General features: G+C 71.7%; 22 protein-coding genes and 1 pseudogene. 13 read left to right on the plus strand and 10 right to left on the minus strand.

Annotation, left to right across the window (positions count from 1 at the left end):
• Window positions 1–184: 184 nt before the first annotated feature.
• Window positions 185–1576, plus strand: coding sequence for an FtsW/RodA/SpoVE family cell cycle protein (locus AB0D31_RS04170; RefSeq protein WP_362716714.1), 1392 nt, complete (start codon window positions 185–187; stop codon window positions 1574–1576).
• Complete coding sequence (locus tag AB0D31_RS04175) at window positions 1573–3030, plus strand: penicillin-binding transpeptidase domain-containing protein (RefSeq protein ID WP_362716716.1); 1458 nt, start codon at window positions 1573–1575, stop codon at window positions 3028–3030. Before AB0D31_RS04170 ends, AB0D31_RS04175 begins: the two co-directional genes overlap by 4 nt.
• Window positions 3031–3148: 118 nt before the next feature.
• Here AB0D31_RS04175 and AB0D31_RS04180 read toward each other — a convergent pair.
• Both AB0D31_RS04180 and AB0D31_RS04185 read right to left on the minus strand, forming a co-directional pair.
• A pseudogene (locus AB0D31_RS04180) lies at window positions 3149–3292 on the minus strand (Uma2 family endonuclease); the annotation flags it as partial.
• A gap of 136 nt (window positions 3293–3428) precedes the next feature.
• Window positions 3429–4535, minus strand: a complete 1107-nt coding sequence (locus AB0D31_RS04185; RefSeq protein ID WP_362716719.1) for a ferritin-like domain-containing protein — start codon at window positions 4533–4535, stop codon at window positions 3429–3431.
• 189 nt (window positions 4536–4724) lie between these two features.
• On the opposite strand from AB0D31_RS04185, the gene AB0D31_RS04190 reads away from it, so the two are divergent.
• From AB0D31_RS04190 to AB0D31_RS04205, 4 genes are all read left to right on the plus strand, one after another.
• On the plus strand, window positions 4725–5654 hold the full coding sequence (locus AB0D31_RS04190; protein ID WP_362716722.1) for a diiron oxygenase: 930 nt from the start codon (window positions 4725–4727) through the stop codon (window positions 5652–5654).
• A gap of 53 nt (window positions 5655–5707) precedes the next feature.
• Entirely contained in the window at window positions 5708–6430 is a 723-nt protein-coding gene (locus tag AB0D31_RS04195; protein WP_362716724.1) for a helix-turn-helix domain-containing protein, read from the plus strand.
• 10 nt (window positions 6431–6440) lie between these two features.
• Window positions 6441–6740 (plus strand): hypothetical protein, encoded by a 300-nt coding sequence (locus tag AB0D31_RS04200; protein WP_362716727.1) that lies wholly within the window; start codon window positions 6441–6443, stop codon window positions 6738–6740.
• Window positions 6741–6845: 105 nt separating this feature from the next.
• On the plus strand, window positions 6846–8054 hold the full coding sequence (locus AB0D31_RS04205; protein WP_362716730.1) for an NlpC/P60 family protein: 1209 nt from the start codon (window positions 6846–6848) through the stop codon (window positions 8052–8054).
• Here the strand turns inward: AB0D31_RS04205 and AB0D31_RS04210 are convergent.
• The 5 genes from AB0D31_RS04210 to AB0D31_RS04230 form a co-directional block, all read right to left on the minus strand.
• A complete protein-coding gene (locus tag AB0D31_RS04210; RefSeq protein ID WP_362716733.1) occupies window positions 8051–9310 on the minus strand; it encodes a styrene monooxygenase/indole monooxygenase family protein in 1260 nt (419 codons plus the stop codon). The two genes, AB0D31_RS04205 and AB0D31_RS04210, sit on opposite strands and share 4 nt — an antisense overlap.
• Before the next feature lie 98 nt (window positions 9311–9408).
• Window positions 9409–10029 carry an ATP/GTP-binding protein gene (locus AB0D31_RS04215; protein WP_362716736.1) on the minus strand — a complete coding sequence of 207 codons (621 nt, stop codon included), beginning with the start codon at window positions 10027–10029 and terminating at the stop codon, window positions 9409–9411.
• Window positions 10007–10417, minus strand: a complete 411-nt coding sequence (locus tag AB0D31_RS04220) for a DUF742 domain-containing protein (RefSeq protein ID WP_362716737.1) — start codon at window positions 10415–10417, stop codon at window positions 10007–10009. The genes AB0D31_RS04215 and AB0D31_RS04220 overlap by 23 nt, the downstream gene beginning before the upstream one ends.
• Window positions 10414–10929, minus strand: coding sequence for a roadblock/LC7 domain-containing protein (locus tag AB0D31_RS04225; protein ID WP_362716740.1), 516 nt, complete (start codon window positions 10927–10929; stop codon window positions 10414–10416). The genes AB0D31_RS04220 and AB0D31_RS04225 overlap by 4 nt, the downstream gene beginning before the upstream one ends.
• Entirely contained in the window at window positions 10926–13664 is a 2739-nt protein-coding gene (locus AB0D31_RS04230; RefSeq protein WP_362716743.1) for a nitrate- and nitrite sensing domain-containing protein, read from the minus strand. The genes AB0D31_RS04225 and AB0D31_RS04230 overlap by 4 nt, the downstream gene beginning before the upstream one ends.
• A gap of 336 nt (window positions 13665–14000) precedes the next feature.
• Here AB0D31_RS04230 and AB0D31_RS04235 point away from each other — a divergent pair, with 336 nt between their 5' ends.
• Window positions 14001–14786: a hypothetical protein gene (locus AB0D31_RS04235; protein ID WP_362716745.1), complete on the plus strand. Its 786-nt coding sequence runs from the start codon at window positions 14001–14003 to the stop codon at window positions 14784–14786.
• Window positions 14787–15009: 223 nt separating this feature from the next.
• On the opposite strand, the gene AB0D31_RS04240 is transcribed toward AB0D31_RS04235, so the two are convergent.
• A complete protein-coding gene (locus tag AB0D31_RS04240; RefSeq protein WP_362716748.1) occupies window positions 15010–15465 on the minus strand; it encodes a MarR family transcriptional regulator in 456 nt (151 codons plus the stop codon).
• 283 nt (window positions 15466–15748) lie between these two features.
• Between AB0D31_RS04240 and AB0D31_RS04245 the strand changes: the two genes are divergently transcribed.
• Together AB0D31_RS04245 and AB0D31_RS04250 are read left to right on the plus strand one after the other, a co-directional pair.
• Window positions 15749–16573 (plus strand): lysozyme, encoded by an 825-nt coding sequence (locus tag AB0D31_RS04245; RefSeq protein ID WP_362716751.1) that lies wholly within the window; start codon window positions 15749–15751, stop codon window positions 16571–16573.
• Between the two features lie 156 nt (window positions 16574–16729).
• Window positions 16730–17530 carry a trypsin-like serine protease gene (locus tag AB0D31_RS04250; RefSeq protein ID WP_362716754.1) on the plus strand — a complete coding sequence of 267 codons (801 nt, stop codon included), beginning with the start codon at window positions 16730–16732 and terminating at the stop codon, window positions 17528–17530.
• A 65-nt stretch (window positions 17531–17595) separates the two neighbouring features.
• Here AB0D31_RS04250 and lon read toward each other — a convergent pair whose 3' ends face one another.
• Complete coding sequence (gene lon, locus AB0D31_RS04255; protein WP_362716756.1) at window positions 17596–20010, minus strand: endopeptidase La; 2415 nt, start codon at window positions 20008–20010, stop codon at window positions 17596–17598.
• 235 nt (window positions 20011–20245) lie between these two features.
• On the opposite strand from lon, the gene AB0D31_RS04260 reads away from it, so the two are divergent.
• Window positions 20246–20917, plus strand: a complete 672-nt coding sequence (locus AB0D31_RS04260; protein WP_362716759.1) for a GNAT family N-acetyltransferase — start codon at window positions 20246–20248, stop codon at window positions 20915–20917.
• A gap of 118 nt (window positions 20918–21035) precedes the next feature.
• On the opposite strand, the gene AB0D31_RS04265 is transcribed toward AB0D31_RS04260, so the two are convergent.
• Window positions 21036–21704, minus strand: a complete 669-nt coding sequence (locus AB0D31_RS04265; RefSeq protein WP_362717091.1) for a rhomboid-like protein — start codon at window positions 21702–21704, stop codon at window positions 21036–21038.
• A 692-nt stretch (window positions 21705–22396) separates the two neighbouring features.
• On the opposite strand from AB0D31_RS04265, the gene AB0D31_RS04270 reads away from it, so the two are divergent.
• From AB0D31_RS04270 to AB0D31_RS04280, 3 genes are all read left to right on the plus strand, one after another.
• On the plus strand, window positions 22397–23065 hold the full coding sequence (locus tag AB0D31_RS04270; protein ID WP_362716762.1) for a spermidine synthase: 669 nt from the start codon (window positions 22397–22399) through the stop codon (window positions 23063–23065).
• A gap of 90 nt (window positions 23066–23155) precedes the next feature.
• Window positions 23156–23893, plus strand: a complete 738-nt coding sequence (locus AB0D31_RS04275) for a response regulator transcription factor (protein WP_267056350.1) — start codon at window positions 23156–23158, stop codon at window positions 23891–23893.
• The gene (locus AB0D31_RS04280; RefSeq protein WP_362716765.1) at window positions 23890–25080 is read left to right on the plus strand and encodes a HAMP domain-containing sensor histidine kinase; all 1191 of its coding nucleotides are present in this window, start codon (window positions 23890–23892) and stop codon (window positions 25078–25080) included. Before AB0D31_RS04275 ends, AB0D31_RS04280 begins: the two co-directional genes overlap by 4 nt.
• Window positions 25081–25291 lie beyond the last annotated feature (211 nt).

Genomic DNA, 25291 nt, shown 5'->3' on the forward strand with positions numbered 1-25291 from the left:
CCGCCCCCGCGTCCGGCGGGGGCGGCGCCACGTCGGTGTACACCACCGCACGCTTTCACCTCGACGCCTCACGACATCCGACCGCTTACGACACTCGACGCCTTACGACACCGGACGCCTCACGACACTCGACGCCTTACGACATACGGGGATATAAGACCCGCATCTTGCTACGTTGCCTGGCATGACCGCACCGTCGGCGGCGGATGCCAGCCCGCCCGAGCTCCGCCACCCCAAGCGGCGGGGCGTCGAACTCTCCCTGCTCGTCGGTGCCGTACTCGTCGTGGTCCTCGGCTATGTCGACGTCGGGCTCGCCAGGAACGGCACCGTGCCGCACGATGCCGCACGGTACGGGGCCGGCCTCGGCCTGCTCGCGCTCCTCACCCATCTCGTGGTGCGCTTCCGCGCCCCGTACGCCGACCCCGTACTGCTGCCGATCGCGGTGCTGCTCAACGGGCTCGGCCTGGTGCTGATCTACCGGCTCGACCTCTCGACCCCGGGCAGCCGGGCCGCCCCCGCCCAGCTGGTCTGGTCGACGCTCGGGGTCGCCCTGTTCCTCGCCGTCGTCCTGGTCCTGCGCGACCACCGCGTCCTTCAGCGGTACGCCTACCTCTCGATGGCCGCCGCGCTCGCCCTGATGCTCGCCCCGATCCTCTTCCCGCCGGTCAACGGCGCCAAGATCTGGATCAGGGCCGCGGGGTTCTCCTTCCAGCCCGCCGAGTTCGCCAAGATCCTGCTCGCTGTCTTCTTCGCCGCCTACCTCGCGGCCAACCGGAACGCGCTCGCCTACACCGGACGCAGGATCTGGCGGCTCCAACTGCCCACCGGCCGGGTGCTCGGACCGATCGTGATGATCTGGCTGCTGAGCGTCGGCGTCCTCGTCCTCGAACGCGACCTCGGCACCTCGCTGCTGTTCTTCGGCATCTTCGTGATCATGCTGTACGTGGCGACCGGGCGGACCGGGTGGATCGCGGTGGGCCTGCTGCTCGCCTCGGCGGGCGCGGCCGCGGTGGCCCTGTTCGAACCTCATGTGCACGCCCGGGTCACCGACTGGCTCGACCCGTACGCCACCATCGACGCGGGCCTCGGCCCGAGCCAGCTCGCCCAGTCCCTGTTCTCCTTCGCCGCCGGCGGCACCCTCGGCTCCGGGCTCGGCCTCGGCCACTCCCTCCTGATCGGCTTCGCCGCCAAGTCCGACTTCATCCTGGCCACGGCCGGGGAGGAGCTCGGCCTGTCCGGACTGACCGCGATCTTCCTGCTGTACGCGCTGCTCGTCGCGCGGGGCTACCGCGCCGGGCTCAGCCTCATCAGCCCCTTCGGGCGGCTGCTCGCCATCGGGCTTTCCTCGATCCTGGCGCTCCAGGTCTTCGTCATCGCGGGCGGCGTGATGGGCCTCATCCCGCTCACCGGCATGGCGATGCCGTTCCTCGCGCAGGGCGGCTCGTCCGTGGTCACCAACTGGATCATCGTGGCGCTGCTCATCCGGATCAGTGACTCCGCCCGCCGCCCGCTGCCCACGGTGGAGACGGGCGTCATCGCACAGCCGCAGCCGACGATGGAGGAAACGGCCACGTGATCCGCTACATCCGGCGGGCGGCCGCCTTCTGCTTCGTCCTGCTGGTGGCGCTCCTGGTGAACGCGGCCCGCGTCCAGGTCTTCCAGGCCGACGCGCTCGACGCCAACCCCGCCAACCGCCGCCTGGCGATTGCCCGTTACCACCAGCCGCGCGGCGCCATCATGGTCGGCGACGAGCGCGTCACCGGATCGAAGGACACCGGTCAGCAGCTGCGCTACGAGCGGACGTACAAGAACGGGCCGCTGTACGCGAGCGTCACCGGGTACGCCTCCCAGACGTACGGCACCACGCTGGTCGAGAACGCCGAGGACTCCGTCCTTTCGGGCACCTCGCCGCTCCTCTCGGTGTTTCCGCTGTGGAACGACCTGACCCGCAGCCGGCACTCCGGTGGCCGGGCCGTCACCACCATCAAGGCGTCCATGCAGCAGGCCGCGTTCAGCGGCCTGGCCGGCAAGAGGGGTGCGGTCGCGGCGCTCGAACCGGCGACGGGCAAGATCCTGGCCCTGGTCAGCAGCCCCTCCTACGAGCCCGGTGTCCTGTCGGGCACGGGCAGGCCGGTGGCGAACGCCTGGTCGCGCCTGACGAGCGACCCCGACCAGCCCATGCTGAACCGCGCGATCCGGCAGACCTATCCGCCCGGCTCCGCCTTCAAGATCGTGACGGCGGCGGCCGCGCTCGACGCGGGGGTGGTCACGGATGTCGACGCGCCCACCGACACCCCGGACCCCTATGTGCTGCCCAACACCTCGACGACCCTGCCCAACGAGGCGAGCGGCTGCGGCAACGCCTCGCTCTCGTACGCGGTCAACGTGTCCTGCAACACGGTGATGGCGGGGCTCGGCGTGAAGGTGGGGCTGACCAGGATGGTGGAGGCGGTGGGGAAGTTCGGCTTCAACGACACGAAGATCAAGATCCCGTCGGGTGTCGCCAAGTCCAACTTCGACACCCGGATGAGCCCCGACCAGCTGGCCCTCTCCTCCATCGGCCAGTTCGACACGACGGCCACCCCGCTCCAGATGGCGATGGTCTCGGCGGCCGTCGCCAACGGCGGGGAGCTCAAGTACCCCTATCTGGTGGACCGTACGACGACGGCGCGCGGCACGACCGTCGCCACGACCCGGCAGCGGACCTATCAGCGGGCGATGAACCCGGCGACCGCGCTGCGGCTCCAGCAGATGATGGTGGACGTGGTGAAGACCGGCACCGGCACCAGCGCTGCGATCCCGGGGGCGACGGTCGGCGGCAAGACCGGCACCGCGCAGAACGGCATCGGCAACATCGGCAGCCCGTACGCCTGGTTCATCTCCTGGGCCCAGGCCGACGGCTCACCGCGTCCGGCGGTGGCGGTGGCGGTGGTGGTCGAGGACGCGTCGGCGAACCGGGGCGACATCAGCGGCGGCGGCGACGCGGCCCCGATCGCGAAGGCGGTGATGGAGGCGGCGCTGAGCCGGTGACCCGGGGCGCGGTCAGCGGCGGCGGTCCAGCGCGGTCAGGTCGATCTCGATGGGGAAGGGGAGGTCGACCTTGAGCTCCTTGTGGAACACTCCGGCCGGGCCGTACGCCTTGGTGCCTGAAGACGAGGCTCCTGTCGATCAGTTCCGTGTGGGGAGGGAGATTGGGGAGCCGGTCCAGGTCGTCCGCCGTCCAGCCACCCTCGGGGGGACGGGGCCACCGGTACTCGCCGTCCAGCTCGTGCTCACCTGTGCCGCCCGCGATCGCTCCGATGCCCCGGAGTCTGTCTCGCTCCCTGGCCCACCCAGGGGTCGCCCCGGATGTGCCACACGAACAGATGGCGGCCGGTCGCGCCGTTGGCGAGGAGGGCGGCGCGACCGGGGCCGGGGCCGGGGCGGTGTCAGGACGCCGCGCCCTCCTCGATCGCGCCCGCCACCTCAGCCACCCTCGCCGACTCCTCCTCCTCGAAGCGGTCGCGGTCGAGCTGCTCGGCGATCTCCTCGTCCTGGGCCATCAGGAGGTCGAGGTTGGAGTCGCCGAGGTCGAAGACGCCCATGTCGAGGTAGGCCTTCTGGAGGCGTTCGCCCCACAGGCCGATGTCCTTCACACAGGGGACGATGCGACTGAACAGCAGCTTCCTGAACAGGTGCAGGAACTCGCTCTCCTCGCTCAGCTGCTCGGCCTCCTTCTTCGGGATGCCGAAGTTCTCCAGGACCTCGACCCCGCGCAGCCGGTCGCGCATCAAGTAGCAGCCCTCGATGACGAATTCCTCGCGCTCCTTCAGCTCGGCGTCGGTGAGCTGCTTGTAGTAGTCGCGCAGCGCCATGCGGCCGAAGGCCACGTGCCGGGCCTCGTCCTGCATGACGTACGCCAATATCTGCTTCGGCAGCGGCTTGTCCGTGGTGTCGCGGATCATGCCGAAGGCGGCGAGCGCCAGGCCTTCGATGAGGACCTGCATGCCGAGGTAGGGCATGTCCCAGCGGGAGTCGCGCAGGGTGTCGCCGAGCAGCGCCTGGAGGTTGTCGTTGACCGGGTAGAGCATGCCGAGCTTGTCGTGCAGGAAGCGGCCGTAGATCTCGGCGTGCCGGGCCTCGTCCATGGTCTGCGTCGCCGAGTAGAACTTGGCGTCCAGGTCGGGCACCGACTCCACGATGCGGGCGGCGCACACCATCGCACCCTGCTCGCCGTGGAGGAACTGGCTGAACTGCCAGGAGGTGTAGTGCAGGCGCAGCTCGCCCTTGTCGCGTTCGGTCATCTTGGCCCAGTGCGGGGTGCCGTAGAGGGTCATCGCCTCGTCGGGGGTGCCCAGCGGGTCGTACGGGTCGACCTCAAGGTCCCAGTCGATGCGCTTGGCACCGTCCCACTGCTTGTCCTTGCCCTTCTGGTAGAGGGCGAGCAGCCGGTCGCGCCCGTCGTCGTACTCCCAGCTGAAGCGGGCTGCGCCGGTGGCCGGCACCTGCCAGAGCGTCTCCTGCGGGCCGTTCACATAGAGGTCGTGCGTCGACACGTGCGGCTCCTTCGCTCGCGGACGGCGTCGTCCAGCGGCTCAACTTCTGCACAACGTTGTGCAGTTGGCAGGTTCACACGGCGGTAGACGCGGGGTCAACAAGTCGCGCGCAAGGGATTGACGGGCTTGCTGACAAGGAGTCTCATAAGGGTTGACCCCAGGTAACCCAGCCACGAGGTGCCCCTCGCCATGACGACCGTGACCGAACGCGACGTACTCCGCGACGCACTCGGCCTGCTCAGGGACCGCGAGCAGGTCGCCGAGCGGCTGCTCGAATCGTCCGCCAAGCACTCCTTCGACCCCGACAAGGAGCTGGACTGGGACGCGCCGATCGAGGACGGCAAGTGGTTCTGGCCGCCGGAGCTGCTCTCCCTGTACGACACCCCGCTGTGGCGGAAGATGTCCGAGGACCAGCGCATGGAGCTGGCCCGCCACGAGGCCGCCTCGCTCGCCTCGCTCGGCATCTGGTTCGAGATCATCCTGATGCAGCTGCTCGTCCGGCACATCTACGACAAGTCGCTCACCAGCAACCACGTCCGCTACGCGCTCACCGAGATCGCCGACGAGTGCCGCCACTCGATGATGTTCGCCCGCATGATCAAGAAGGGCGGTGCGCCGGCCTACCGGGTGCCGAGGGTGTACCACAACCTCGCCCGCGTCCTGAAGACCGTCTCGACCACGCCGGGCTCCTTCGCCGCCACCCTGCTCGGCGAGGAGATCCTCGACTGGATGCAGCGGCTCACCTTCCCCGACGAGCGCGTCCAGTCCATCGTGCGCGGCGTGACCCGCATCCATGTGGTCGAGGAGGCCCGCCATGTGCGGTACGCCCGCGAGGAGTTGCGGCGTCAGATGGTCTCCGCGCCGCGCTGGGAGCGGCAGTTGACCCGGGTCAGCTGCGGCGAGGCGGCCCGCGTCTTCGCCACCTGCTTCGTCAACCCCCAGGTGTACGAGAACGTCGGCCTCGACCGCCGCGAGGCCGTGGCCCAGGTGAAGGCGAGCGGCCACCGCCGCGAGGTCATGCAGAGCGGCGCGGGCCGCCTCACCGAATTCCTCGACGACATAGGCGTGCTGAACGGGGTGAGCCGGCGGTTGTGGAAGAGCTCGGGGCTGCTGGCGTAGAGCCGGTCCGGACTCCCGGCGTACAGACCCGCCCAGGGGATTACGCTGCCCGTATGACCTCAGCCGCCACCCCCGCCTACCGCAGGCTCAGCGTCGAGGAGCGCCGCGTTCAGCTCCTCGGCGCCGCCCTGTCGCTCTTCGCGCACCGGGCCCCCGAGGACGTCTCGCTCGACGACGTGGCCGAGGCGGCGGGGGTGTCGCGGCCGTTGGTCTACCGCTACTTCCCGGGCGGCAAGCAGCAGTTGTACGAGGCTGCGCTGCGCTCGGCCGCCGACGAGCTGGAGCTGTGCTTCTCCGAGGTACACAGCGGCCCGCTCACCCAGCGGCTCACCCGCGCGCTCGACCGCTACCTCGCCTTCGTCGACCAGCACGACGCCGGGTTCTCGGCGCTGCTCCAGGGCGGCAGCATGGCCGAGACCTCGCGCACCACGGCCATCGTCGACGAGGTGCGGCGGGCCGCCGCCGAACAGATCCTGGTCCACCTGGAGGTCGCCGACCCCGGCCCGCGGCTGCGGATGATGGTGCGCACCTGGATCGCCGCGGTCGAGGCGGCCTCGCTGATCTGGCTCGACGAGGACAAGCGGCCCCCACTGCCCGAGCTGCGCGACTGGCTGGTGGACCATCTGGTGGCGCTGCTCACCGTCACCGCCGCCACCGACGAGCAGACCGCGGGGGCGGTACGCGCCGCGCTCGGCCAGGAGCGGGCCGACGGCGCGGCGGGTGTGCTGGCGCGCCGGGTGATACCCGTCGTGCGCGAGGCGGGCCACCTGCTGTGAGACTTGGGGGGTGCGAAGCGAGAACACCCTCTTTGTGGGCGGCCCCCTCGACGGGCGCGTCCTGCCGGTACTGACCGGCCCGACCGGCAAGCCCCCGCAGTGGTACGAGGTGCCCGTACCCGATGCGGAGGGCGGCTCCGCGACGGTGCACGCCTACCGTCTGGAGCCGGCCTCCCACACCAAGCGGCTCGGCCTCCCGCGCGGCTGGAAGTACACCTACGTCCCCGAGGGCCGCGAGCCGCGCCGCTGGCCGTGGACGAAGAAGAGCCCCGGCGCAAGCCCCCGCACCGGGCTGCCGCCGCACGAGTGAGCCGAATACCCCGTTCACCCTCTCCACGGAGATTGTCCCGGTAAGGCATGCCACGATCCGATCCGGTGGGGCCGGAAGGACCGGCCCGGGACCGGAGGTGAGGACATGTCAGCTCGCGTGCGCCCGGTGTGCGCGGCGGCCGTCGCCGTGGCCCTGGCGACGGCGGGGGTGGCCCCGCTCGCGGTGGCCGCGCCCCGGCCACCCGGCGAGTCCACGACCGCGCTCCCCGACCAGCCACCCGAGACCGCGACAGCACTCCCCGACCAGCCACCCGAGACCTCGGCCCCCGCCCTGCTCGGCCGGCTCCAGACGCTGTACCGGCAGACGGAGGAGGCGACCGAGGCGTACAAGACCACCGACGTCGAGCTGAAGCGCCGCGAGGCCGAGGACAAGAAGCTCACCGCGTCGCTGGCCACGGCACGGACCGCGCTCGCACGGAGCAGGGCAGACGCCGGCCGGCTCGCCCGCGAGCAGTACCAGGGCCGCAGCGATCTCTCCACATACCTAAGGGTGTTGCTCGCCGACGATCCGCAGAGCGCCCTCGACCAACGCCACTTCCTGGCCCGCGCGGCCGGTGAACGCCAGGCCACCGTGGACCGGCTCACCCGGAGCGAGCGACAGGCAGCCGACCTCGCGACGGCCTCACGCCGGGCACTCGCCGAGCAGCAGGCACTCGCCCAGCGGCAGCAGCGGGAGAAGGACGACGTGGAGCAGCGCCTCAAGGAGGTCGAGAAACTCCTCGCCGACCTCTCCCCCGAGCAGCTCGCCGAACTCGGCCGTCTCGAACAGCGGGGCACCGACCGGGCCCAGCAGAGCCTGCTCGCATCGGGCGCCCTCACGGGCACCCGGGCCCCGTCGCCGGAGGGCGACCGGGCGCTCACGTACGCGGTCGACCAGATCGGCAAACCCTATGTGTGGGGCGCGGAGGGGCCGGAGTCCTACGACTGCTCGGGGCTCACCTCGCAGGCGTGGTCGCACGCCGGCCGTGCCATCCCGCGCACCAGCCAGGAGCAGTGGGCCGAGCTGCCGCACATCGCGCTGACCTCGCTGCGCCCGGGCGACCTGGTGGTCTACTTCCCCCGGGCCACCCACGTGGCGATGTACCTGGGTGACGGTCTGGTGGTGCAGGCGCCCCGGCCCGGCGCGCGGGTCAAGGTCTCCCCCATCGCTGCCAACCCGCTGCTCGGCGCGGTCCGCCCGGACCCGGCGGCGGCCCCGCTCACCCCGCTCTCCGCGTACCACCCCCCGAAGCTCCCCGAAGGAGCGGCACAGGGGATGGACACGGGGTACTCCTCCGACGCGGAGCCCAACTAGCCCTGCGCGGCGCCCACTTCGGTCAGGTAGGCATTGGTCTTCTCCGGCTCGAAGAAGAAGTTCTCGAAGTCGGCCGGATTGTCGAAGCCGTTGGCGAACCGGTCGGCGACGGGCTGGAGCTGACCGGCCGCGCCGATCAGGTTCAGGACGTGCTCCGGCGGCACGCCCAGCATGGCGTTGGTCCACTTCGTCACGTGCTGGGCGGTGGACCAGTACCGCTCGAAGGTGGCCCGCATCCACGCCTCGTCGAACTCGGCATCACCGTGCTCGACGATGGAGGCGAGGTATGAAGCGGCGCACTTGGAGGCCGAGTTGGAGCCCTGGCCGGTGATCGGGTCGTTCGCCACGACGACGTCGGCGACGCCGAGCACCAGGCCACCGCCGGGCAGCCGGCCGACGGGGTTGCGCACGGTCGGCGCGTAGCGGCCGGCCAGGGTGCCGCCCGCGTCGGTCAGCTCGACCTTGGTGGCACGGGCGTACTCCCAGGGCAGGAAGCGCTCCATCAGCTCCAGGGTGAGCGCCAGGTGCGCGGCCGGGTCCTGTACGCCGTTGAACACGTCGAGGGGGCCGCCGGGTACGCCCTCCCAGAACAGGATGTCCGCGCGGCCCGACACCGTGAGGGTCGGCATGACGAACAGCTCGCCCACGCCCGGCACCAGGTTGCAGCGCACCGCCTCGAAGTCGGGGTGCTCCGGGCGCGGGCCGAGGCCGTGCACATAGGAGACGGCGAGCGCGCGCTGCGGCTCGGTGTACGGGGAGCGGGACGCGTCGCGGCCGAACATCGAGACCAGCTCGCCCTTGCCCGCCGAGACCAGGACCAGGTCGTAGGTGCGGGCGAAGAAGTCGAGGTCGGAGACGGCTGCGCCGTGGATGACCAGCTGGCCGCCGCGCTGCGCGAAGGTCTCCATCCAGCCGGCCATCTTGACCCGCTGGTCGACGGATTGCGCGAAGCCGTCGAGCTTGCCCACCCAGTCGATGGCCCGGGGGCCGATCTCGGGGGCCAGCTCGGGCGGCGCCGCCACCGAGACGCCGACGCCCTCGATCTTCGGGGCCTGGGACTCCCAGAAGTTCAGGGCCAGGTCGCGCTCGTGCTGCAACGCGGTGTGGAACATGCACTGCGTGGACATGACCCGGCCGGACCGGATCTCGTCCGCGGTGCGGTTCGACATCAGGGTGACCTCGTACCCCTGGGCCTGGAGTCCGAGGGCGAGCTGGAGCCCGGACTGGCCGGCTCCGACGATGAGTATTCTCCGCATGCGGGACCGTTCTCCGTTATCTGCGTAGCGAACCGTTGGGGGGCGGGTCTGTTCGGGGCGGGGGCTGATCTGGGCGGGGGTCTGTGCGAGGCGGGCCGCTATTCGGGGCACGCCTCCAGTGCGTGGCCGACCAGGCCGAGCAGGGACTCGATCACCGAGACCCGGTCGCGCGCGTCCATGATCACCACCGGGATGTGCGGTGCCACGGTGAGCGCCTCGCGCACGTCCTCGGGCTCGAACGACTCGGTGCCCTCGAAGTGGTTGACGGCCACGATGTACGGCAGTCCGCAGCTCTCGAAGTAGTCGAGCGCGGGGAAGCAGTCCGTCAGGCGCCGGGTGTCGGCGAGCACGACCGCGCCGATCGCGCCGCGCACGATGTCGTCCCACATGAACCAGAACCGCTGCTGGCCGGGTGTGCCGAACACGTACAGGACGAGGTCGTCGTCGAGCGTGATGCGGCCGAAGTCCATGGCGACCGTGGTGGTCAGCTTCTCCGGGGTCGCCGTGAGGTCGTCGGTGTCCTCGCTCGCCCGGGTCATCACCGCCTCGGTCTGGAGCGGGGTGATCTCGGAGACGGACGAGACGAACGTGGTCTTGCCCACGCCGAAGCCGCCCGCGACCACGACCTTCGTGGCGATGGGGGCCCGGCTGCGGTCCTGCTGCCAGGGTTGCAACTCCTCGTCGGGGAGCGGCAGTTCAGAGACGGCGGCGGAGTCCACTCAGCACCCTTTCGAGCAGTGCGCGGTCGGGCTGGCCCGGGGCGTGCCCGGTGCCGTAGACGCGTATCTTTCCCTGGTCGGCGAGGTCGCTGAGGAGCACCCTGACCACGCCGAGCGGCATCTTGAGGAGCGCGGAGATCTCGGCGACGGTACGCATCGCGCGGCAGATCTCCACGATGGCGAGCATCTCCGGCATGACCCGGTGCGTGCTGCCGCCGAGCTCCTTGCGCTCCGGGGGCGCTTCGATGGCCGCGACGAACGTCTCGACGAGCAGGACGTGGCCGAACCGGGTGCGGCCGCCGGTCAGCGAGTACGGGCGGACGCGGGCGGGCTTCCGGTCCGCGCCGCGTATCGGGAGCCGCGCGGATTTCTCGGCGGGCGGGGTCACTGGGCGGCCTCCATCGACTGGCGCAGTTGGCTGCGGACTTCGGGGGTCAGGACATGGCCGGCACGGCCCACGAAGAGCGCCATGTGGTAGGCGATGACGCTCATGTCGCAGTCCGGGGTGGCGTGCACGCCGAGCAGGGAGCCGTCACTGATGGACATGACGAAGACGCTGCCCTCCTCCATCGCGACCATCGTCTGCTTGACGCCGCCGCCGTCCATGAGCCGGGCGGCCCCCACGGTGAGGCTGCCGATGCCGGAGACGATGGTGGCGAGGTCGGCGCTGGAGCCGCGCGGGCCCTGCCGGGCGACGGCGACCTGGCGTTGCTCGGGGTCGGAGGAGAGCAGCAGCAAGCCGTCCGACGAGACGACCGCGACGGAGATGAGCCCTGGCACCTCCTCGACCAGGTTCCCCAGCAGCCACTGCAGATTGCGGGCCTCGGTGCTCGCTCCGATCGTTCCGGTGCCGGGCGTGCCGCTGCCGGGCCTGCCGTGGCCGGTGCCGGTCGCACTCATCCGCGTACCTCCTCGACTGTCTCCCCCGTGTCCGTGTCTGCCTGCTGTTTGTCCGACTGCTGTTCGTCTGCCTGCTGTTGCGTGGTGTCGAGCTCCGCCGCCACGTCGCGGCGGCCCTCGTTCGCGCCCTGCTGGAACCCTCCGAGCCGGCGCCGCAGCGCCTCGGCGGCGGCGCTGCCGCCCTTGCGCTCCGGCGCCTGGGCGGGCCCCGCCGCGACGACCCGGGGGGTCCGCTTGGGCAGCCCCTTGTCAGTGAGCCGCTGCGCGGGCTCGGGCGCGGGTTCGGGCTCGTGCAGCGCCCCCGGCTCGGGCAGCGGCTCCGGCTCGGGCTGCTGTCCCGGCTCGGGCTGCTGTCCCGGCTCGGGCTGCTGCCGCTCGGGCTCCCGCAGGGGTGCCTGCGGCTCGGGCGCGGCGGTACGGGGCTCGGGGAGCCGCATCTCGAAGGTCGGCTCATCGAGGAGGGCGGGGGCCGGCTCGGGCGCGGGCGGCTCGACGGGTTCGGCGGGCTCGGTCCGGTCGCGGGGCTCGGCCGGTTCGGCGGGTCCAGCCGCGGTCGGCTCGGCGGGGCGAGCCATCTCGCCCGAGCGCTCCGTACGCTCCGGGAGCACATTGGAGTTGGCCTCGGCGAGGGCGCCCGGCAGGGTGAAGCGCGGGGCGCCGCCCGGGGCGGACATCAGATGGGGGGCCGTCTCCGGCGGTGCGGCGGGCAGGATCGCGCCGGGCAGCACCACGACCGCGGCGACACCGCCCTGGTTCTGCTCGCGCAGCTCGATCCGTACGCCGTGCCGGTGGGCGAGCAGCGCCGAGACGTGCAGGCCGAGGCCGCCCGCTTCGGTGCCGGGCTCACCGGGCTCGTACGACGCCGGGTCGGCGAGCCGGCGGTTGAGTTCGGCGCGCCGCTCGGGCGGCACTCCGATGCCCCCGTCCTGGATGGAGAGCATGATGTCGCCGCCCTCCAACTGCCAGCCGGAGAGCTGCACTTGGGACTCGGGCGGCGAGAACGAGGTGGCGTTCTCCAGGAGCTCGGCGACCAGGTGGCTCAGGTCGTCGGCGGCGTACCCGGCGACCTGCGCGTACGGCGGCAGCGCCTGGATGGCGACCCGCTCGTACCGTTCGATCTCGCTGACCGCGGCGCGCATGACGTCGACGAGCGGGACCGGGCCCGGATGGTTGTGGTGGTGCTCGACGCCGGCCAGGACCAGGAGGTTCTCGCCGTGGCGGCGGATGACGGTGGCCAGATGGTCGAGCTTGAACAGGACCGCGAGCTGGTCGGGGTCCTCCTCGTGCTCCTCCAGGCCCTCGATCACGCTGAGCTGACGCTCGATCAGGCCGAGGCTGCGCAGGCCCAGATTGACGAAGGCGTGCTTCACGGTGCCGCGCGCCTTTTCGAGCTCTGCCGTCAACTCCCGTACGCGGGCGAGCAGTACGCCCTTGTCGGCGGCGAGCCGGGCCTGCCGGCCGCGCTGCCTGACGAGGTCCTCGTCGAGTCCTTCCGCCCGCGTGTGCTGCTCCGTGAACCGGCCGTGCAGCTCGTTGAGGGAGCGTACGACCTCGGCGAACTCGTCGTTGCGGCCGGTGAAGCGCACCGGCTCCTCGCTCTCCGGCGCCCCCGCGAGGCGGGCCGAGCCGCGCCGCAGCACCGCGAGCGGGCGGGTCAGGCTGCGGGCAGTGGCGGAGGAGACGCCGATGGCGAGCAGCACCAGCGCGCCGATCAGGCCGATCCGCAGTTCGAGGGCGCTCACGTCGTCGTCGCGCAGCTGCTCGAACCGCTTGACCTGCGCGGTGGCGAGAGCGGCCTCGGCGCCGCGCATCCGGTCGATCCGCGCGGAGAGCGCGGCGTTCACCGCGTCCGGGTCGGACTTGCGGTCGGTGGCGCTGAGCTGGGGCTGGTCGGTGAGGCGGGTGAGGTAGCCGTCGGCGGCCTCGACGTCGGGGCCGGTGACGGTGGTGGCGACCTTGTCGCGGGCGTCGGCGCCGGCCGCCTGGTCGAAGTCGGCCAGCGCGGACTGCTCGCGCACATGGGCCTGCTGGGCGGCGGCGCTCAGCGCGTCCCGCGCCCGGCCCGCGTCGCCGTCGCTCTTCTCCTTCTGTACGTACCTGCCGACGACCGGGTCGAAGACCCGGACGGACTGGCCCGCCGGCACCGAGAGCGCGCCGAGCAGCAGCCCGCGGGTGGCCGACGCCTGCTCGACGGCGCGGCCGAGCGCGCCGGGCGCCCGTACGGCCTCGGCCGCGCGGGGCGGCGTACGGTCGGCGAGTTCGTCGGCGACGGCGAGCAGGGTGGCCACGATGTCGGAGTACGCCTTCTGCGCCTCCAGGGCCGTGCCCTTGCCGGTGAGCGCGGTGCGGCGCACGGCCGGCACGGTGGCGAGGTCACGGGCGAGGGTCGCGGGGGCGGTGTCGCGGAGCTCGTCGATCTGCCGGTCGACGCGCGCCGCGGGTTCCTTCAGCGCCGCGTCCTGCCCGGCGGGCCGGCCGGCCGCCACGTACTGCGTGACGGCGTCGCGTTCGTCGCCCAGCGCGTGGGCGAGGCTGACCGCCTGCTGGTTCAGCTGGGCGAGGGTGGTCAGGTGCTGCGAGTCCGTGAGGCCCGCGGAGGCCGCGAAGAGGGTGGGCGCGCCGGCTCCGAGCACGGCGAGGGAGACGACGGCGACGGAGACGACCAGGCGGCTCCGCACCCGTACGGTGCGTTGTGCGCGTGTGCCGTCGTCGCCCCGAGGCCGCTTGTTCTGCACCGGTGCTCTCAACCTTCACTCGTGTTTGCCAGTCCACCAAGGAAGCCAAGGTGACGACTGGTCATGACGAGTAGTCACTGCTCGGCCACCTGAACGAGTGAACATCACTACGGAGTTGACCATCAACTCCCCCGGAGCGCCCCGGCACGCCCCCGTGAGACGCCGGTTGGAAGTTCCGCGCGGCCTTTGGCAGGATGCCCGCCCACAGCTGAGCGGAGTGACGGATTCACCCGTGATTATGCGGTTCGCGCCCAGGTACAGGCCAATTGACGGGGTGTCCGGCAGCCCGGGCGCGGTCGTGGAGGTGCCGTGAATGCGTCGTGCAGACTGGCTGACATGCGCATCCAGCTCGCCACCCTTCCCGGAGACCCCGCCCGCCCCAACGAGGACTGGGCCGCCACCGCGTTGCCCGCCTCGGGCCTGGGCGGAGTGCTTGTCGTCCTCGACGGAGTGACACCGTTGCCCGGCAATGGGGACTGCGTGCACGACGTGCCCTGGTTCACCGCGCGGCTCGGCGGCGCTTTGACCGAACTGTCGGCTTCCCGCCGGGATCTGACGCTGGCCGACATTCTGGCCGAGTCCATACGGCGCACCGCCGACCTCCATCGCACCACCTGTGACCTTTCTCACGCTCGCACGCCTCAGGCAACCGTGGTGCTCGCGCGGTGGGACGCGGCCGAGCTGGAGTACCTCGTCCTGTCGGACTCCGCGCTGCTCGTCGAGACGGCCGACGGGACGGTGCGGGCGATCCTGGACGACCGGCTCGACCGGGTGCCGCGGGCGTCCCTGGCGACCGAGGAGCTCGCGGACGCGCTGGTACGCAACAAGGAGGGCGGCTTCTTCACCGCGGCGGCGGATCCCTCGGTGGCGGCCCGCGCGGTGACCGGCCGCGAATCGCTCGCCGGGGTGCGGGCGGTGCTCGCCCTCACGGACGGCGCGACGCGCTGGGTCGACGTGTTTCGCGAGGGGTCGTGGGCGGATTGTGTGGGCCTGATCCGCAAGGCGGGGCCGGAGGGGTTGATCGAGCGGGTCCGTGAGCTCGAGGTCGCCGACGGTGAGCGGAACTTCCTGCGGCGGGGCAAGCGCCACGACGACGCGACGGTCCTCCTGGCCGAGCTGTAGCCCCACCCCCGGGCCCGGGTGCCCCACAGGTGGAACGGGCTGAGGTCCAAACCCCTGAGGCTCCGCCCCAGACCCCGTTCGCGCCTTGAGGGCGCTCGTCCTCAGACGCCGGACGGGCTGAGGATGCCGCGGCCAGGCACCCCGCCACGGGGGAGGAATGCCCAGACCATGCACCCTGCCAAGGGCAGCCCACCCAGGGGCGCGGGGAACTGCGCGGGACGGGTCAGTTGTCGGCTGCGGCGGCGTTCAGCTGGTGGAGGAGGCGGGCCAGCTCGGAGACCTCCGTACGGTCCCAGTTGGCCAGTTTGCGGACGTACCGCTCGCGCCGAGCGTCCCGCACCCGCCCGAACCTCGCCGTCCCCTCCCCCGTGATCCGCACCAGGGACGCACGCCCGTCCGCCGGATCGGGTTCCCGGGTGACCAGGCCCAGGTCCTCCAGGGCGTGCAGCTGGCGGCTCATCGTCGCCTTGCCCACGCCGAAGTACCCGGCGAGTTCCGTGGCCCGCTGCGGTCCGGCCTCGTCGAGGCGCACCAGCAGCCCGTACGCCGCCGGTTCGAGATCGGGGTGGACCTCGCGGGCCATTTCGCCGGACGAGGCCCTGGCCCGCCGCAGAAAAACGGCCAGCTCGCGTTCGAGCGCGAGGAACTCCTGATCCGGACCGTGCACGTCGGCTCCCATGCCCTAGGTGTGTCGTGACGGCACAGTATTTCCCAGCGAGCTGTGCGCCTCGCGTCCCGGATGACGCCGGACCCGGCCGCGGCTGAAAGTTTCCGCCGGACCACGCCGTCGCCGCAGCGTGTCGCGGCCGCCAAAGGTCTGAACCAACGGCATACCCTGAAGCCTCTTTCGCGCCAACGGTCTACGTGCGTAGCGTCGTTCGTGACATGTCCACAGCGATACGTCGCCATGTCGACCCGAGCCGTCAAGTCCCAGCCCCCACCGAGCCTTTCGGAGGCACGCAATGCCCGTGCACAGATCCGGAACGGCCCGCCGCGGACCCATCGCCGCGGCCGGGATCCTCCTCTCCTCCCTCGCCCTCGTCCTCGGCTCCACCGGGACCTCCGGCGCCGCCGACACCCCACCGCGCGGCTCCGCGACCCTGGGCATGGGCGTCGCCGCGCACGACGGCGTCGGCGGTCTGCCCCGCGGCACTCGTGCCGTCCAGACCGAGGGCGTCGACACCAGCAGCCACAACGGCAACGTCGCCTGGTCCACGCTGTGGAACACCGGCGTGAAGTGGGCCTACGTCAAGGCCACCGAGGGCACGTACTACAACAACCCCTCCTTCCCGCAGCAGTACAACGGCTCGTACGACGTCGGCATGATCCGCGGCGCCTACCACTTCGCCACCCCGGACACCACGAGCGGCGCCGCCCAGGCCGGCTACTTCGTGGACCACGGCGGCGGCTGGTCGCACGACGGCCGGACCCTGCCGGGCGCGCTCGACATCGAGTGGAACCCGTACGGAGCCGCCTGCTACGGCAAGTCTGCGTCCGGCATGGTCAGCTGGATCCGCGACTTCGCCAACGAGTACCGGGCCCGTACCGGACGGGACGCGGTGATCTACACCGCCGCCAGCTGGTGGAGCCAGTGCACCGGGAACTCCGGCGCCTTCGGGGCCACCAACCCGCTCTGGATCGCCCGCTACAACACCGACCCCGGCGCCCTGCCGGCCGGCTGGGACTACTACACGATGTGGCAGTACACCTCGTCCGGCCCGACGGTCGGCGACCACTCCCGCTTCAACGGGGCGTACGACCGGGTGCAGGCACTGGCCAACGGCTGACGCCTCCCCCACATGGACGGGGCCCCCGACGCTGCGTCGCCGGGGGCCTTTCCGTCTCTCCGGACCGCTCGGCCCACCGCGTCCGACCTCCCCGAACGGGCCACAAGCCGCACAGGTGACCCCATTCCTCGTGCTCCATGCGTCAGGATGGAGGCCATGCACACCTTGGGATGGGTGAGACGGGCGGCGACTCCGGTGGCCGCGGTCGCGGTCGTGCTGTTCGCCGGCGCGGGATGCGGCGGTCCCGCCGCGTCGTCCCCGCAGTCCGAGGCGGCACCCTCCGGCGCCCCCCGCACCCAGTCGAGCGCGGTGCCCGCGCCGAGCACACCCGCGGTCGGCGTCCTGGTCAGCGGGGGTGAGCACTACTGCACGGCGAGCGTGGTGAGCAGCCCGCGCGGCAACGTCATCGCCACCGCGGCGCACTGCGCGAACGCCCACCCGGCCGACGAGGTGGAGTTCGCACCGGGCTTCTCGGGGGCGGACGGGGGCACGTCTCCGTACGGGAAGTGGAAGGTACGGGCCGTTCAGATCGACGACCGGTGGACCGCGAACCAGGACGACGCGGTGGACTACGCCTTCCTCACGGTGGAGCCGGACGCGCAGGGCCGCAGCGTGCAGAGCGTGGTCGGCTCCTCGACGCCGGAGTGGGGCGCGGGGCCCGAGCAGCGGGTGACCGTCGTGGGCTATCCGATCGAGGACCACAACCCCGAGAACCGGCCCGTCATCTGCACCACCGACACCCACCGCGATACCGATGTGCAGGCGATGATGCGGATGCTGTGCTCGGGCTTCTGGGACGGTACGAGCGGCAGCCCCTGGCTGACCGGCTATCAGGGCGCCGACCGGATGGGCCGGATCATCGGCGTGCTGAGCGGTGGTGACACGGACGCGGAGTCGACGGCGGTCCTGTTCGACGCGGGCGCCCGCTCGCTGTACGAGCGGGCCACCCGCGCCTGACCTCAGGGAACCACGCGGTGCTCAGGCGCGGCCACCGGCGCCTGACCGCAGGAACCACGCGGTGCTCAGGCGGCCGCGGCCATCGCGACCTGCGCCGGGGCGAGCGCGATCTCCAGGACCTGGCGGACGTCGGTCACCGGGTGAACCTCCAGCTTCTCCAGCACCTCGGCCGGGACGTCGTCCAGGTCGGCCTCGTTGCGCTTGGGGATCACGACGGTGGTGATCCCGGCGCGGTGCGCGGCGAGCAGCTTCTGCTTGAGGCCGCCGATCGGCAGCACCCGGCCGGTGAGCGACACCTCGCCGGTCATCGCCACGTCGGTGCGGACCTGCCGTCCCGACAGGAGCGAGGAGAGCGCCGTCACCAGGGTGATGCCGGCGCTCGGGCCGTCCTTGGGGACCGCGCCCGCCGGGAAGTGGACGTGCACGCCCCGGTCCTTCAAGTCCCCTACGGGGAGCTCCAGTTCGGCGCCGTGCGAGCGCAGGAAGCTCAGCGCTATCTGCGCGGACTCCTTCATCACGTCGCCGAGCTGACCGGTGAGGGTCAGGCCCGCCGCGCCCGTCTCGGGGTCGGCGAGGGAGGCCTCCACGAACAGGACGTCGCCGCCGGCGCCGGTGACGGCGAGGCCGGTGGCCACACCGGGCACCGCGGTGCGCCGCTCCGCCGGGTCCTGCGCGGACTCCGGCACGTGGTGCGGGCGTCCGATCAGGCCCCGCAGGTCGTCGGGGGCGATGGTGAACGGCAGCTCGCGCCGGCCCAGTTCGTGCTCGGCGGCCACCTTGCGCAGCAGCCGGGCGAGGGAGCGCTCCAGGTTCCGTACGCCCGCCTCCCGGGTGTACTCCCCCGCGAGCCTGCGCAGCGAGGCGTCGTCGAGGACGACCTCGCCGGTGTCGAGCCCGGCCCGCTCCAGCTGGCGCGGGAGCAGGTGGTCGCGGGCGATGACGACCTTCTCGTCCTCTGTGTAGCCGTCGAGCCTGACCAGCTCCATGCGGTCGAGCAGCGCCTCGGGGATGGCTTCGAGGACGTTGGCGGTGGCGAGGAAGACCACGTCGCTGAGGTCGAGCTCGACCTCCAGATAGTGGTCGCGGAAGGTGTGGTTCTGCGCCGGGTCGAGGACTTCGAGCAGGGCGGCGGCCGGGTCGCCCCGGAAGTCGGAGCCCACCTTGTCGATCTCGTCGAGCAGCACCACCGGGTTCATCGACCCGGCCTCCTTGATGGCCCGCACGATACGTCCGGGCAGGGCGCCGACGTAGGTACGCCGGTGCCCGCGGATCTCGGCCTCGTCGCGTACGCCGCCGAGCGCGACCCGCACGAAGGTGCGCCCCATGGCGTGCGCCACGGATTCGCCGAGCGAGGTCTTGCCCACTCCGGGCGGGCCGACGAGGGCGAGCACGGCGCCGCCGCGACGGCCGCCGACGACCCCGAGCCCGCGGTCGGCGCGCCGCTTGCGCACCGCGAGGTACTCGGTGATGCGTTCCTTCACGTCGTCGAGTCCGGCGTGCTCGGCGTCGAGGACGGCGCGCGCTGCGCGGATGTCGTACACGTCCTCGGTGCTCTCGTTCCACGGCAGTTCGAGGACGGTGTCGAGCCAGGTGCGGATCCAGGAGCCCTCGGGCGACTGGTCGCTGGCGCGCTCCAGCTTCTCGACTTCCTTGAGCGCGGCCTCGCGGACCTTCTCCGGGAGGTCGGCGGCCTCGACGCGGGCACGGTAGTCGTCGCTCTCGTCCTCCTCGCCGCTCTCGCCGTTCAGCTCGCGCAGCTCCTTGCGTACGGCGTCGAGCTGGCGGCGCAGCAGGAACTCGCGCTGCTGCTTGTCCACGCCTTCCTGTACGTCCTTGGCGATGGACTCGGCGACGTCCTGCTCGGCGAGGTGCTCGCGGAGCTGTTCGGTGGCGAGCTTGAGGCGCGCGACCGGGTCGCTGGTCTCCAGGAGCTCGGCCTTCTGCGCGGTGGTGAGGAACGGTGAGTAGCCGGAGTTGTCGGCGAGCGCCGAGACGCCCTCGATCTGCTGGACGCGGTCGACGACCTGCCAGGCACCGCGCCGCTTGAGCCAGTCGGTGGCGAGCGCCTTGTACTCCTTGACCAGTTCGGTCACCTGGCCGGGCAGGGGGTCGGGCAGGGTCTCCTCGACCCGGGTGCCCTCCACCCACAGGGCGGCGCCGGGCCCGGTGGTGCCGGCCCCGATCCGCACGCGGTGGCGGCCCCGGATGAGGGCGCCGGGGTCGCCGTCGGAGAGCCGTCCGACCTGCTCGACGGTCCCGAGCACACCGGTCGCGGCGTACGTACCGTCGATGCGCGGCACGAGCAGCACCTGCGGCTTCCCGGCATCGGGCCGGGCCGCCGCCTGAGCCGCCTCGACGGCGGCCCGCACCTCGGCATCGGACAGGTCGAGCGGCACCACCATGCCGGGCAGCACGACCTCGTCGTCGAGCGGCAGCACGGGCAGGTTGGTCGAGGTGTACGCCGTGGACTCGGTAGCCATGATCTCCCCTTCGGCAGTCAAGTTGAGCTATGCCGACTCAATGCATGTGAGTCGAGGAATGTTCCCCGACAGGCGTTCGCTCTGAGCGATCACAAGAAAACCGCCTGCCAGCAGGCGCTCGCCGTGATCTCCTGCGTCGAATCCGGTTGCACGGAGACGGGGACGCAGTAAGGCGCAGACCGGCAATTCATCTATTACTAATTCTTCATCACCCAGGACAACCCAGGGGGCGGCAATGACGGTGACGACGGCGGCGGTACCGGATCGGGCCGCGATCGGGGGGCTCGTGCGGGCCTGGATCGACGGATGGGTCGTTTCGCGGGGGACGTCGGATCCCATGGACCGGCCGTGGGGCTGGACCATTGACGCCGGGCAGGTCCATCACGTGTCCCGGCACGTGCTTCCCGTGCCCGCCGAGGACGACGTGCGCGGGCTCGTCGCCGCCACGCGTGCGCCCGGGACATGGCTGAAGTTGTTCGCCGACGACGACACCGTGCGGCCGTGGCTCGGCGAGGGGTGGCAGTTCGACAAGCCGGGCTTCCTGATGTCCGTTCCGCTCGCCGCCGAGCGGCCCGAGGTGCCGGCCGGCTACACGCTCACCTCGTGGACCCGGGGCGGCGTCTCCCGCGTCCTTGTCCGTACCGCCGAGGGACACTTCGCCGCGCGGGGTCAGATCGCGCCGACCGGCTCGACCGCCGTGGCCGATCAGATCGAGACCGCATCCGGCCACCAGCGCCGGGGCCTGGGCAGCCTGGTCATGCGCACCCTGCAGAACACCGCCCACGCGGCGGGCGCCACCACCGGCATCCTGGTCGGCACCCCCGAGGGCCGCTCCCTCTACACCAGTCTCGGCTGGCAGACCCACGCCCCGATGGCGAGCCTCCACTTCACCCCGGCCACGGACTGACGGGTCTGTACGGGGCGGGCCTGTACGAGACGGGTCAGTACAAGACGGGCCTGTACGAGACGGGCCTGCCCAACGGCGGTCGGACCGCGTTTTCGGGGAGTGACACCCACCGGCGGCCTCAGCCCGTCGGCCCCGGCCGCCGTACCCGCCGTACCGCCGGCCAGCAGGCGAGGCCCACGAGCAGCGCTATCGGATGGCCCCACGCGGCGAGCGGGTCCGAGATGTCCAGCAGGTCCTGGGTCAGCAGCACCCCCACCACGGCGAGCGACGTCCAGCGCAGGAAGGGAGCGAGCAGCCCGGCCAGGGCGCCCACCGTGGCCATCAGGCCGAAGCTGATGCCGTAGTCCAGGCGGTGCAGCGAGGTCTCGGGGAGATGCCCTGCCAGCACCGAAAGAGCCACCGGGATCTCGGTGGCCAGCGTCGCCACGACGTGGCCGAGCAGGAAGACGCCCGCCGTGCGCCACCCTCCTATGCGGTGTTCGAGCGCGGCGAGGACGAAGACGAAGGCGACCGCGTACGGCGAAACGACACCCCCCGCTATCCACAGCGCGCTCGCGAAGAGCGCGAGGACCGGCCGCGTCGAAAGGTTCGCGACGTCGGTGCTCGACCCCTGGAGCAGGGCGTTCACGGTGTCCGGGTCGCCGTACCGGGCGTACAGCGAGGTCGCGAGGAGCAGCAGGGCATAGTCGAAGGCGAACGGGGTCACGGCGGGTGAGGGCAGCAGCCGCCTGATCCGCGCGAGGCCGCCGCCGCGCACGCCCGGCGCCGTGGACGGCCGGCCCACCAGCGGGCCCGGGGGCTCGCTCCTCGGCCACTGCGCGGGGATCGCGTCAAGGGCGGTGGCACCCGGCGGGCCCGCCACGTCGGGAGTCAGGGCGGGAGTCGGCCGGGGAATGAGCGGGCGAGCCGGCGCACCCGGGACGACGTTCTGCGGCACGACGGTGCGCGGAGCATCAGCTGAGGAGGCGTTCCCGGGCGTGCCGGGCTGCCTGATGTCGAGCGGGTGCACCGGGTGCGGCCCCTTCCCCGGGACGCGGCGGGCGCGCCCCGAACCAAGCCACGCCCGCGTACCCGGCCGTGCCGCGTACCGCTTGCGTCTGCTCGCCTGCATTCACTTGCCTGTGTCCCACGTGCGCGTGTCTGCGCCGCGGACGTCTGCCTGCTTCACCCGTGCCCACGTCGCCTCTGCTCTGCCCGCCCGCGCGTCTGCCCACCCACGTCCCTTCAACGCACACCTTCCGCGAACGACTCCAGCCGCGTCTATGGCGTGCGCCACACGAGACAACCTTTGACACATCCTGTGCGTCAGGGGTGTCCGGCACATACCCGGCCCCCCGGCCGGCGAACCGTGGGCCCGGCGGCTCCGGCGCACGCCACGGCCGTGATCGCCGGTCCGCGTGCGCGGCCGCCCGGTGAACACCCCCGCCGCGCCCGGCAATTGGGGTGCGCGGCGGCGACCGGCGCGGCATTCTCGCGGGCATGGACGACATCGCCACCCTCGACCGGCGCCAAGGACCGCACGGGGAGGTCGTGCTGCGCAGGCGCGGAGCCCATTTCGAGATCATCGCCAACGGGTGCTTCCTCATGGACACATCGGACGGCCGCTCGGAACGCCTTCTCGTCGATGCGGCGTACGACACACTTCTGCCAACCGTGAGCGACCCTCACGTTCTCATCGGCGGCCTCGGCGTGGGCTTCTCCCTCGCACATGCGGCGCAGGACCCGCGCTGGGGTCAAATCGCCGTGGTCGAGCGGGAGGACGCCGTCATCGACTGGCACCGCACCGGTCCACTCCGCGCCATTTCGGAGCGCGCGCTGTCCGATTCGCGTACCCGGATCATCCATGCCGATCTGGTCGATTACGTACGTACCGCCCAGGATCGCTTCGACGCGCTCTGCCTCGACATCGACAATGGGCCCGGCTGGACCGTCACCGAGGGCAACGACAGCCTGTACTCACCGGCCGGACTCGCCCACTGTGTACGGCGGTTGAACCCCGGCGGGGTGCTCGCCGTATGGTCCGCCCAGCCGTCCCCCGCCTTCGACCAGGCTCTCCGGAATGCCGGGTTCACCGGGGTAAGTACCAAAGAGGTCCGAGTTGCCCGGGGCGTCCCTGACGTGGTCCATCTCGGCGTTCGCCCTGCGTAGCCGAGATACGGAAAGTGCCTCTAGTCTCTGACCGACACAGGGGATCACCCCACGGATCCCCGGGCGAGCACAGTCAGGGCGGGGCAACCGATGGAGCAGACTCACACCGGCAACAACGGCGTCGCGGCGACCCCCGGCGCCCAGCGCAGGGTGCTGGTCGTCGAGGACGACACGACGATCGTGGACGCCATCGCGGCCCGGCTGCGGGCCGAGGGCTTCCAGGTGCAGACGGCACTCGACGGCCCCGCCGCCGTCGACACGGCCGAGGCCTGGCAGCCGGACCTCATGGTCCTCGACATCATGCTGCCCGGCTTCGACGGCCTGGAGGTCTGCCGCCGGGTGCAGGCCCGCCGCCCTGTGCCGGTCCTCATGCTGACGGCCCGCGACGACGAGACGGACATGCTGGTCGGGCTCGGCGTCGGTGCGGACGACTACATGACCAAGCCGTTCTCGATGCGCGAGCTCGCGGCCCGGGTGCATGTCCTGCTGCGCCGGGTGGAGCGGGCCGCGCTCGCCGCCACCACGCCGCGCACCGGCATACTCCGCCTCGGCGAGCTGGAGATCGACCACGCGCAGCGCCGGGTCCGGGTGCGCGGCGAGGACGTCCATCTGACGCCGACCGAGTTCGACCTGCTGAGCTGCCTGGCGAACACGCCGCGCGCCGTGCTCTCCCGCGAGCAGCTGCTCGCCGAGGTGTGGGACTGGGCCGACGCGTCCGGCACCCGCACCGTGGACAGCCACATCAAGGCGCTGCGCCGGAAGATCGGCGCCGAGCGGATCCGTACGGTCCACGGCGTCGGGTACGCGCTGGAGACCCCGGCGCCATGAGCCGGGCGGGAGACCGGGCCCGGCAGCTGCGCGGCAGCGGTGAGCGGCCCGGGTGGGACGAGCCGGGCAGACGCGGCCAATGGGCCCGGACCAGGCGGGGTCTGAAGGGCCGGATCGCGGCCGGGCTGCGGTCGGTGTCGATATCGATCAAGACGAAGCTCGGCAGCCTCGTCGTGGTCTCCGTCTTCATCACGACCGGGCTGCTCATGGTGGCCCTCCAGACCCGCACCGAGCTCCGCTTCATCACCGTCTTCTCGGTGATAGCGACCCTGCTGATCACCCAGTTCGTCGCGCACGGGCTCACCGCCCCACTGGACGAGATGAACACCGTCGCCCGCGCCATCTCGCACGGCGACTACACGCGCCGGGTGCGCGGCGCCGACCGCCGTGACGAGCTCGGCGACCTGGCGGGCACCATCAACCGCATGGCCGACGATCTGGAGGCCGTGGACCGCCACCGCAAGGAACTCGTGGCGAATGTCTCGCACGAGCTGCGCACACCCATCGCGGCGCTGCGCGCGGTCCTGGAGAACGTGGTCGACGGCGTCTCGGCTGCCGACCCCGAGACGATGCGTACGGCCCTGAAGCAGACCGAGCGCCTGGGCCGCCTGGTCGAGACCCTCCTGGACCTCTCCCGCCTGGACAACGGCGTCGTGACGCTGCGTGCCCACCGTTTCGAGGTGTGGCCGTATCTGTCGGGCGTCCTCAAGGAGGCCAACCTGGCGGCCGCCCAGCGCAAGCTCTCCTCGGGCTCGGGCAACCACCAGCGCACCGACGTCCATCTGCACCTGGACGTGTCGCCGCCCGAGCTGACCGCGCACGCGGACACGGAGCGGCTCCACCAGGTCGTGGCGAATCTCATCGACAACGCCGTCAAGCACTCTCCGCCGCACGGCCGGGTGACCGTACGGGCCCGGCGCGGCGCGCATCCCGGCTCGCTCGACCTGGAGGTCCTCGACGAGGGTCCCGGGATCCCGCAGTCGGAGTGGCACCGGGTCTTCGAACGCTTCAACCGCGGCACCGCGCCCTCGCCGCACGGGCCGGGCAGCGACGGCGGCACGGGGCTCGGCCTCGCCATCGCGCGCTGGGCGGTGGACCTCCACGGTGGCCGGATCGGCGTGGCCGAATCCGCGCGCGGCTGCCGGATCCAGGTCACCCTTCCGGGGACCCCCCATCCGCAAAATTGACGTAAAGTTCGAACCGGAAGCGGCCGTTCTGCGTGGTGATCAGCGGAAGCGGACCTTCCGGGGCGCGGTCCAGCGGGCCGCGGCCGCGCTCTCGCATACCCGAAGGCGCCGGGGAGAAGCGGAACCACGCTTGTTTCCCGCCATTTCAGGCCCCGAAACACGGGTTCCGGTGTGACTTACGCGACTGTGGCCTGCCCCGTCTGCGCGTCCC

Origin of the sequence: Streptomyces sp. NPDC048361 (genome assembly GCF_040651795.1) — a bacterium.
Lineage (GTDB): Bacteria > Actinomycetota > Actinomycetes > Streptomycetales > Streptomycetaceae > Streptomyces.

What these genes read in the sequence shown, in the direction of transcription:
- AB0D31_RS04210 (WP_362716733.1), bottom strand. Translation starts at nt 9,310, where the DNA reads ATGCGGAGAATACTCATCGTCGGAGCCGGCCAGTCCGGGCTCCAGCTC.
- lon (WP_362716756.1), bottom strand. Translation starts at nt 20,010, where the DNA reads ATGGCTACCGAGTCCACGGCGTACACCTCGACCAACCTGCCCGTGCTG.
- AB0D31_RS04170 (WP_362716714.1), top strand. Translation starts at nt 185, where the DNA reads ATGACCGCACCGTCGGCGGCGGATGCCAGCCCGCCCGAGCTCCGCCAC.
- AB0D31_RS04250 (WP_362716754.1), top strand. Translation starts at nt 16,730, where the DNA reads ATGCACACCTTGGGATGGGTGAGACGGGCGGCGACTCCGGTGGCCGCG.
- AB0D31_RS04245 (WP_362716751.1), top strand. Translation starts at nt 15,749, where the DNA reads ATGCCCGTGCACAGATCCGGAACGGCCCGCCGCGGACCCATCGCCGCG.
- AB0D31_RS04280 (WP_362716765.1), top strand. Translation starts at nt 23,890, where the DNA reads ATGAGCCGGGCGGGAGACCGGGCCCGGCAGCTGCGCGGCAGCGGTGAG.
- AB0D31_RS04235 (WP_362716745.1), top strand. Translation starts at nt 14,001, where the DNA reads ATGCGCATCCAGCTCGCCACCCTTCCCGGAGACCCCGCCCGCCCCAAC.
- AB0D31_RS04260 (WP_362716759.1), top strand. Translation starts at nt 20,246, where the DNA reads ATGACGGTGACGACGGCGGCGGTACCGGATCGGGCCGCGATCGGGGGG.
- AB0D31_RS04205 (WP_362716730.1), top strand. Translation starts at nt 6,846, where the DNA reads ATGTCAGCTCGCGTGCGCCCGGTGTGCGCGGCGGCCGTCGCCGTGGCC.
- AB0D31_RS04195 (WP_362716724.1), top strand. Translation starts at nt 5,708, where the DNA reads ATGACCTCAGCCGCCACCCCCGCCTACCGCAGGCTCAGCGTCGAGGAG.
- AB0D31_RS04270 (WP_362716762.1), top strand. Translation starts at nt 22,397, where the DNA reads ATGGACGACATCGCCACCCTCGACCGGCGCCAAGGACCGCACGGGGAG.
- AB0D31_RS04225 (WP_362716740.1), bottom strand. Translation starts at nt 10,929, where the DNA reads ATGAGTGCGACCGGCACCGGCCACGGCAGGCCCGGCAGCGGCACGCCC.
- AB0D31_RS04240 (WP_362716748.1), bottom strand. Translation starts at nt 15,465, where the DNA reads ATGGGAGCCGACGTGCACGGTCCGGATCAGGAGTTCCTCGCGCTCGAA.
- AB0D31_RS04275 (WP_267056350.1), top strand. Translation starts at nt 23,156, where the DNA reads ATGGAGCAGACTCACACCGGCAACAACGGCGTCGCGGCGACCCCCGGC.
- AB0D31_RS04190 (WP_362716722.1), top strand. Translation starts at nt 4,725, where the DNA reads ATGACGACCGTGACCGAACGCGACGTACTCCGCGACGCACTCGGCCTG.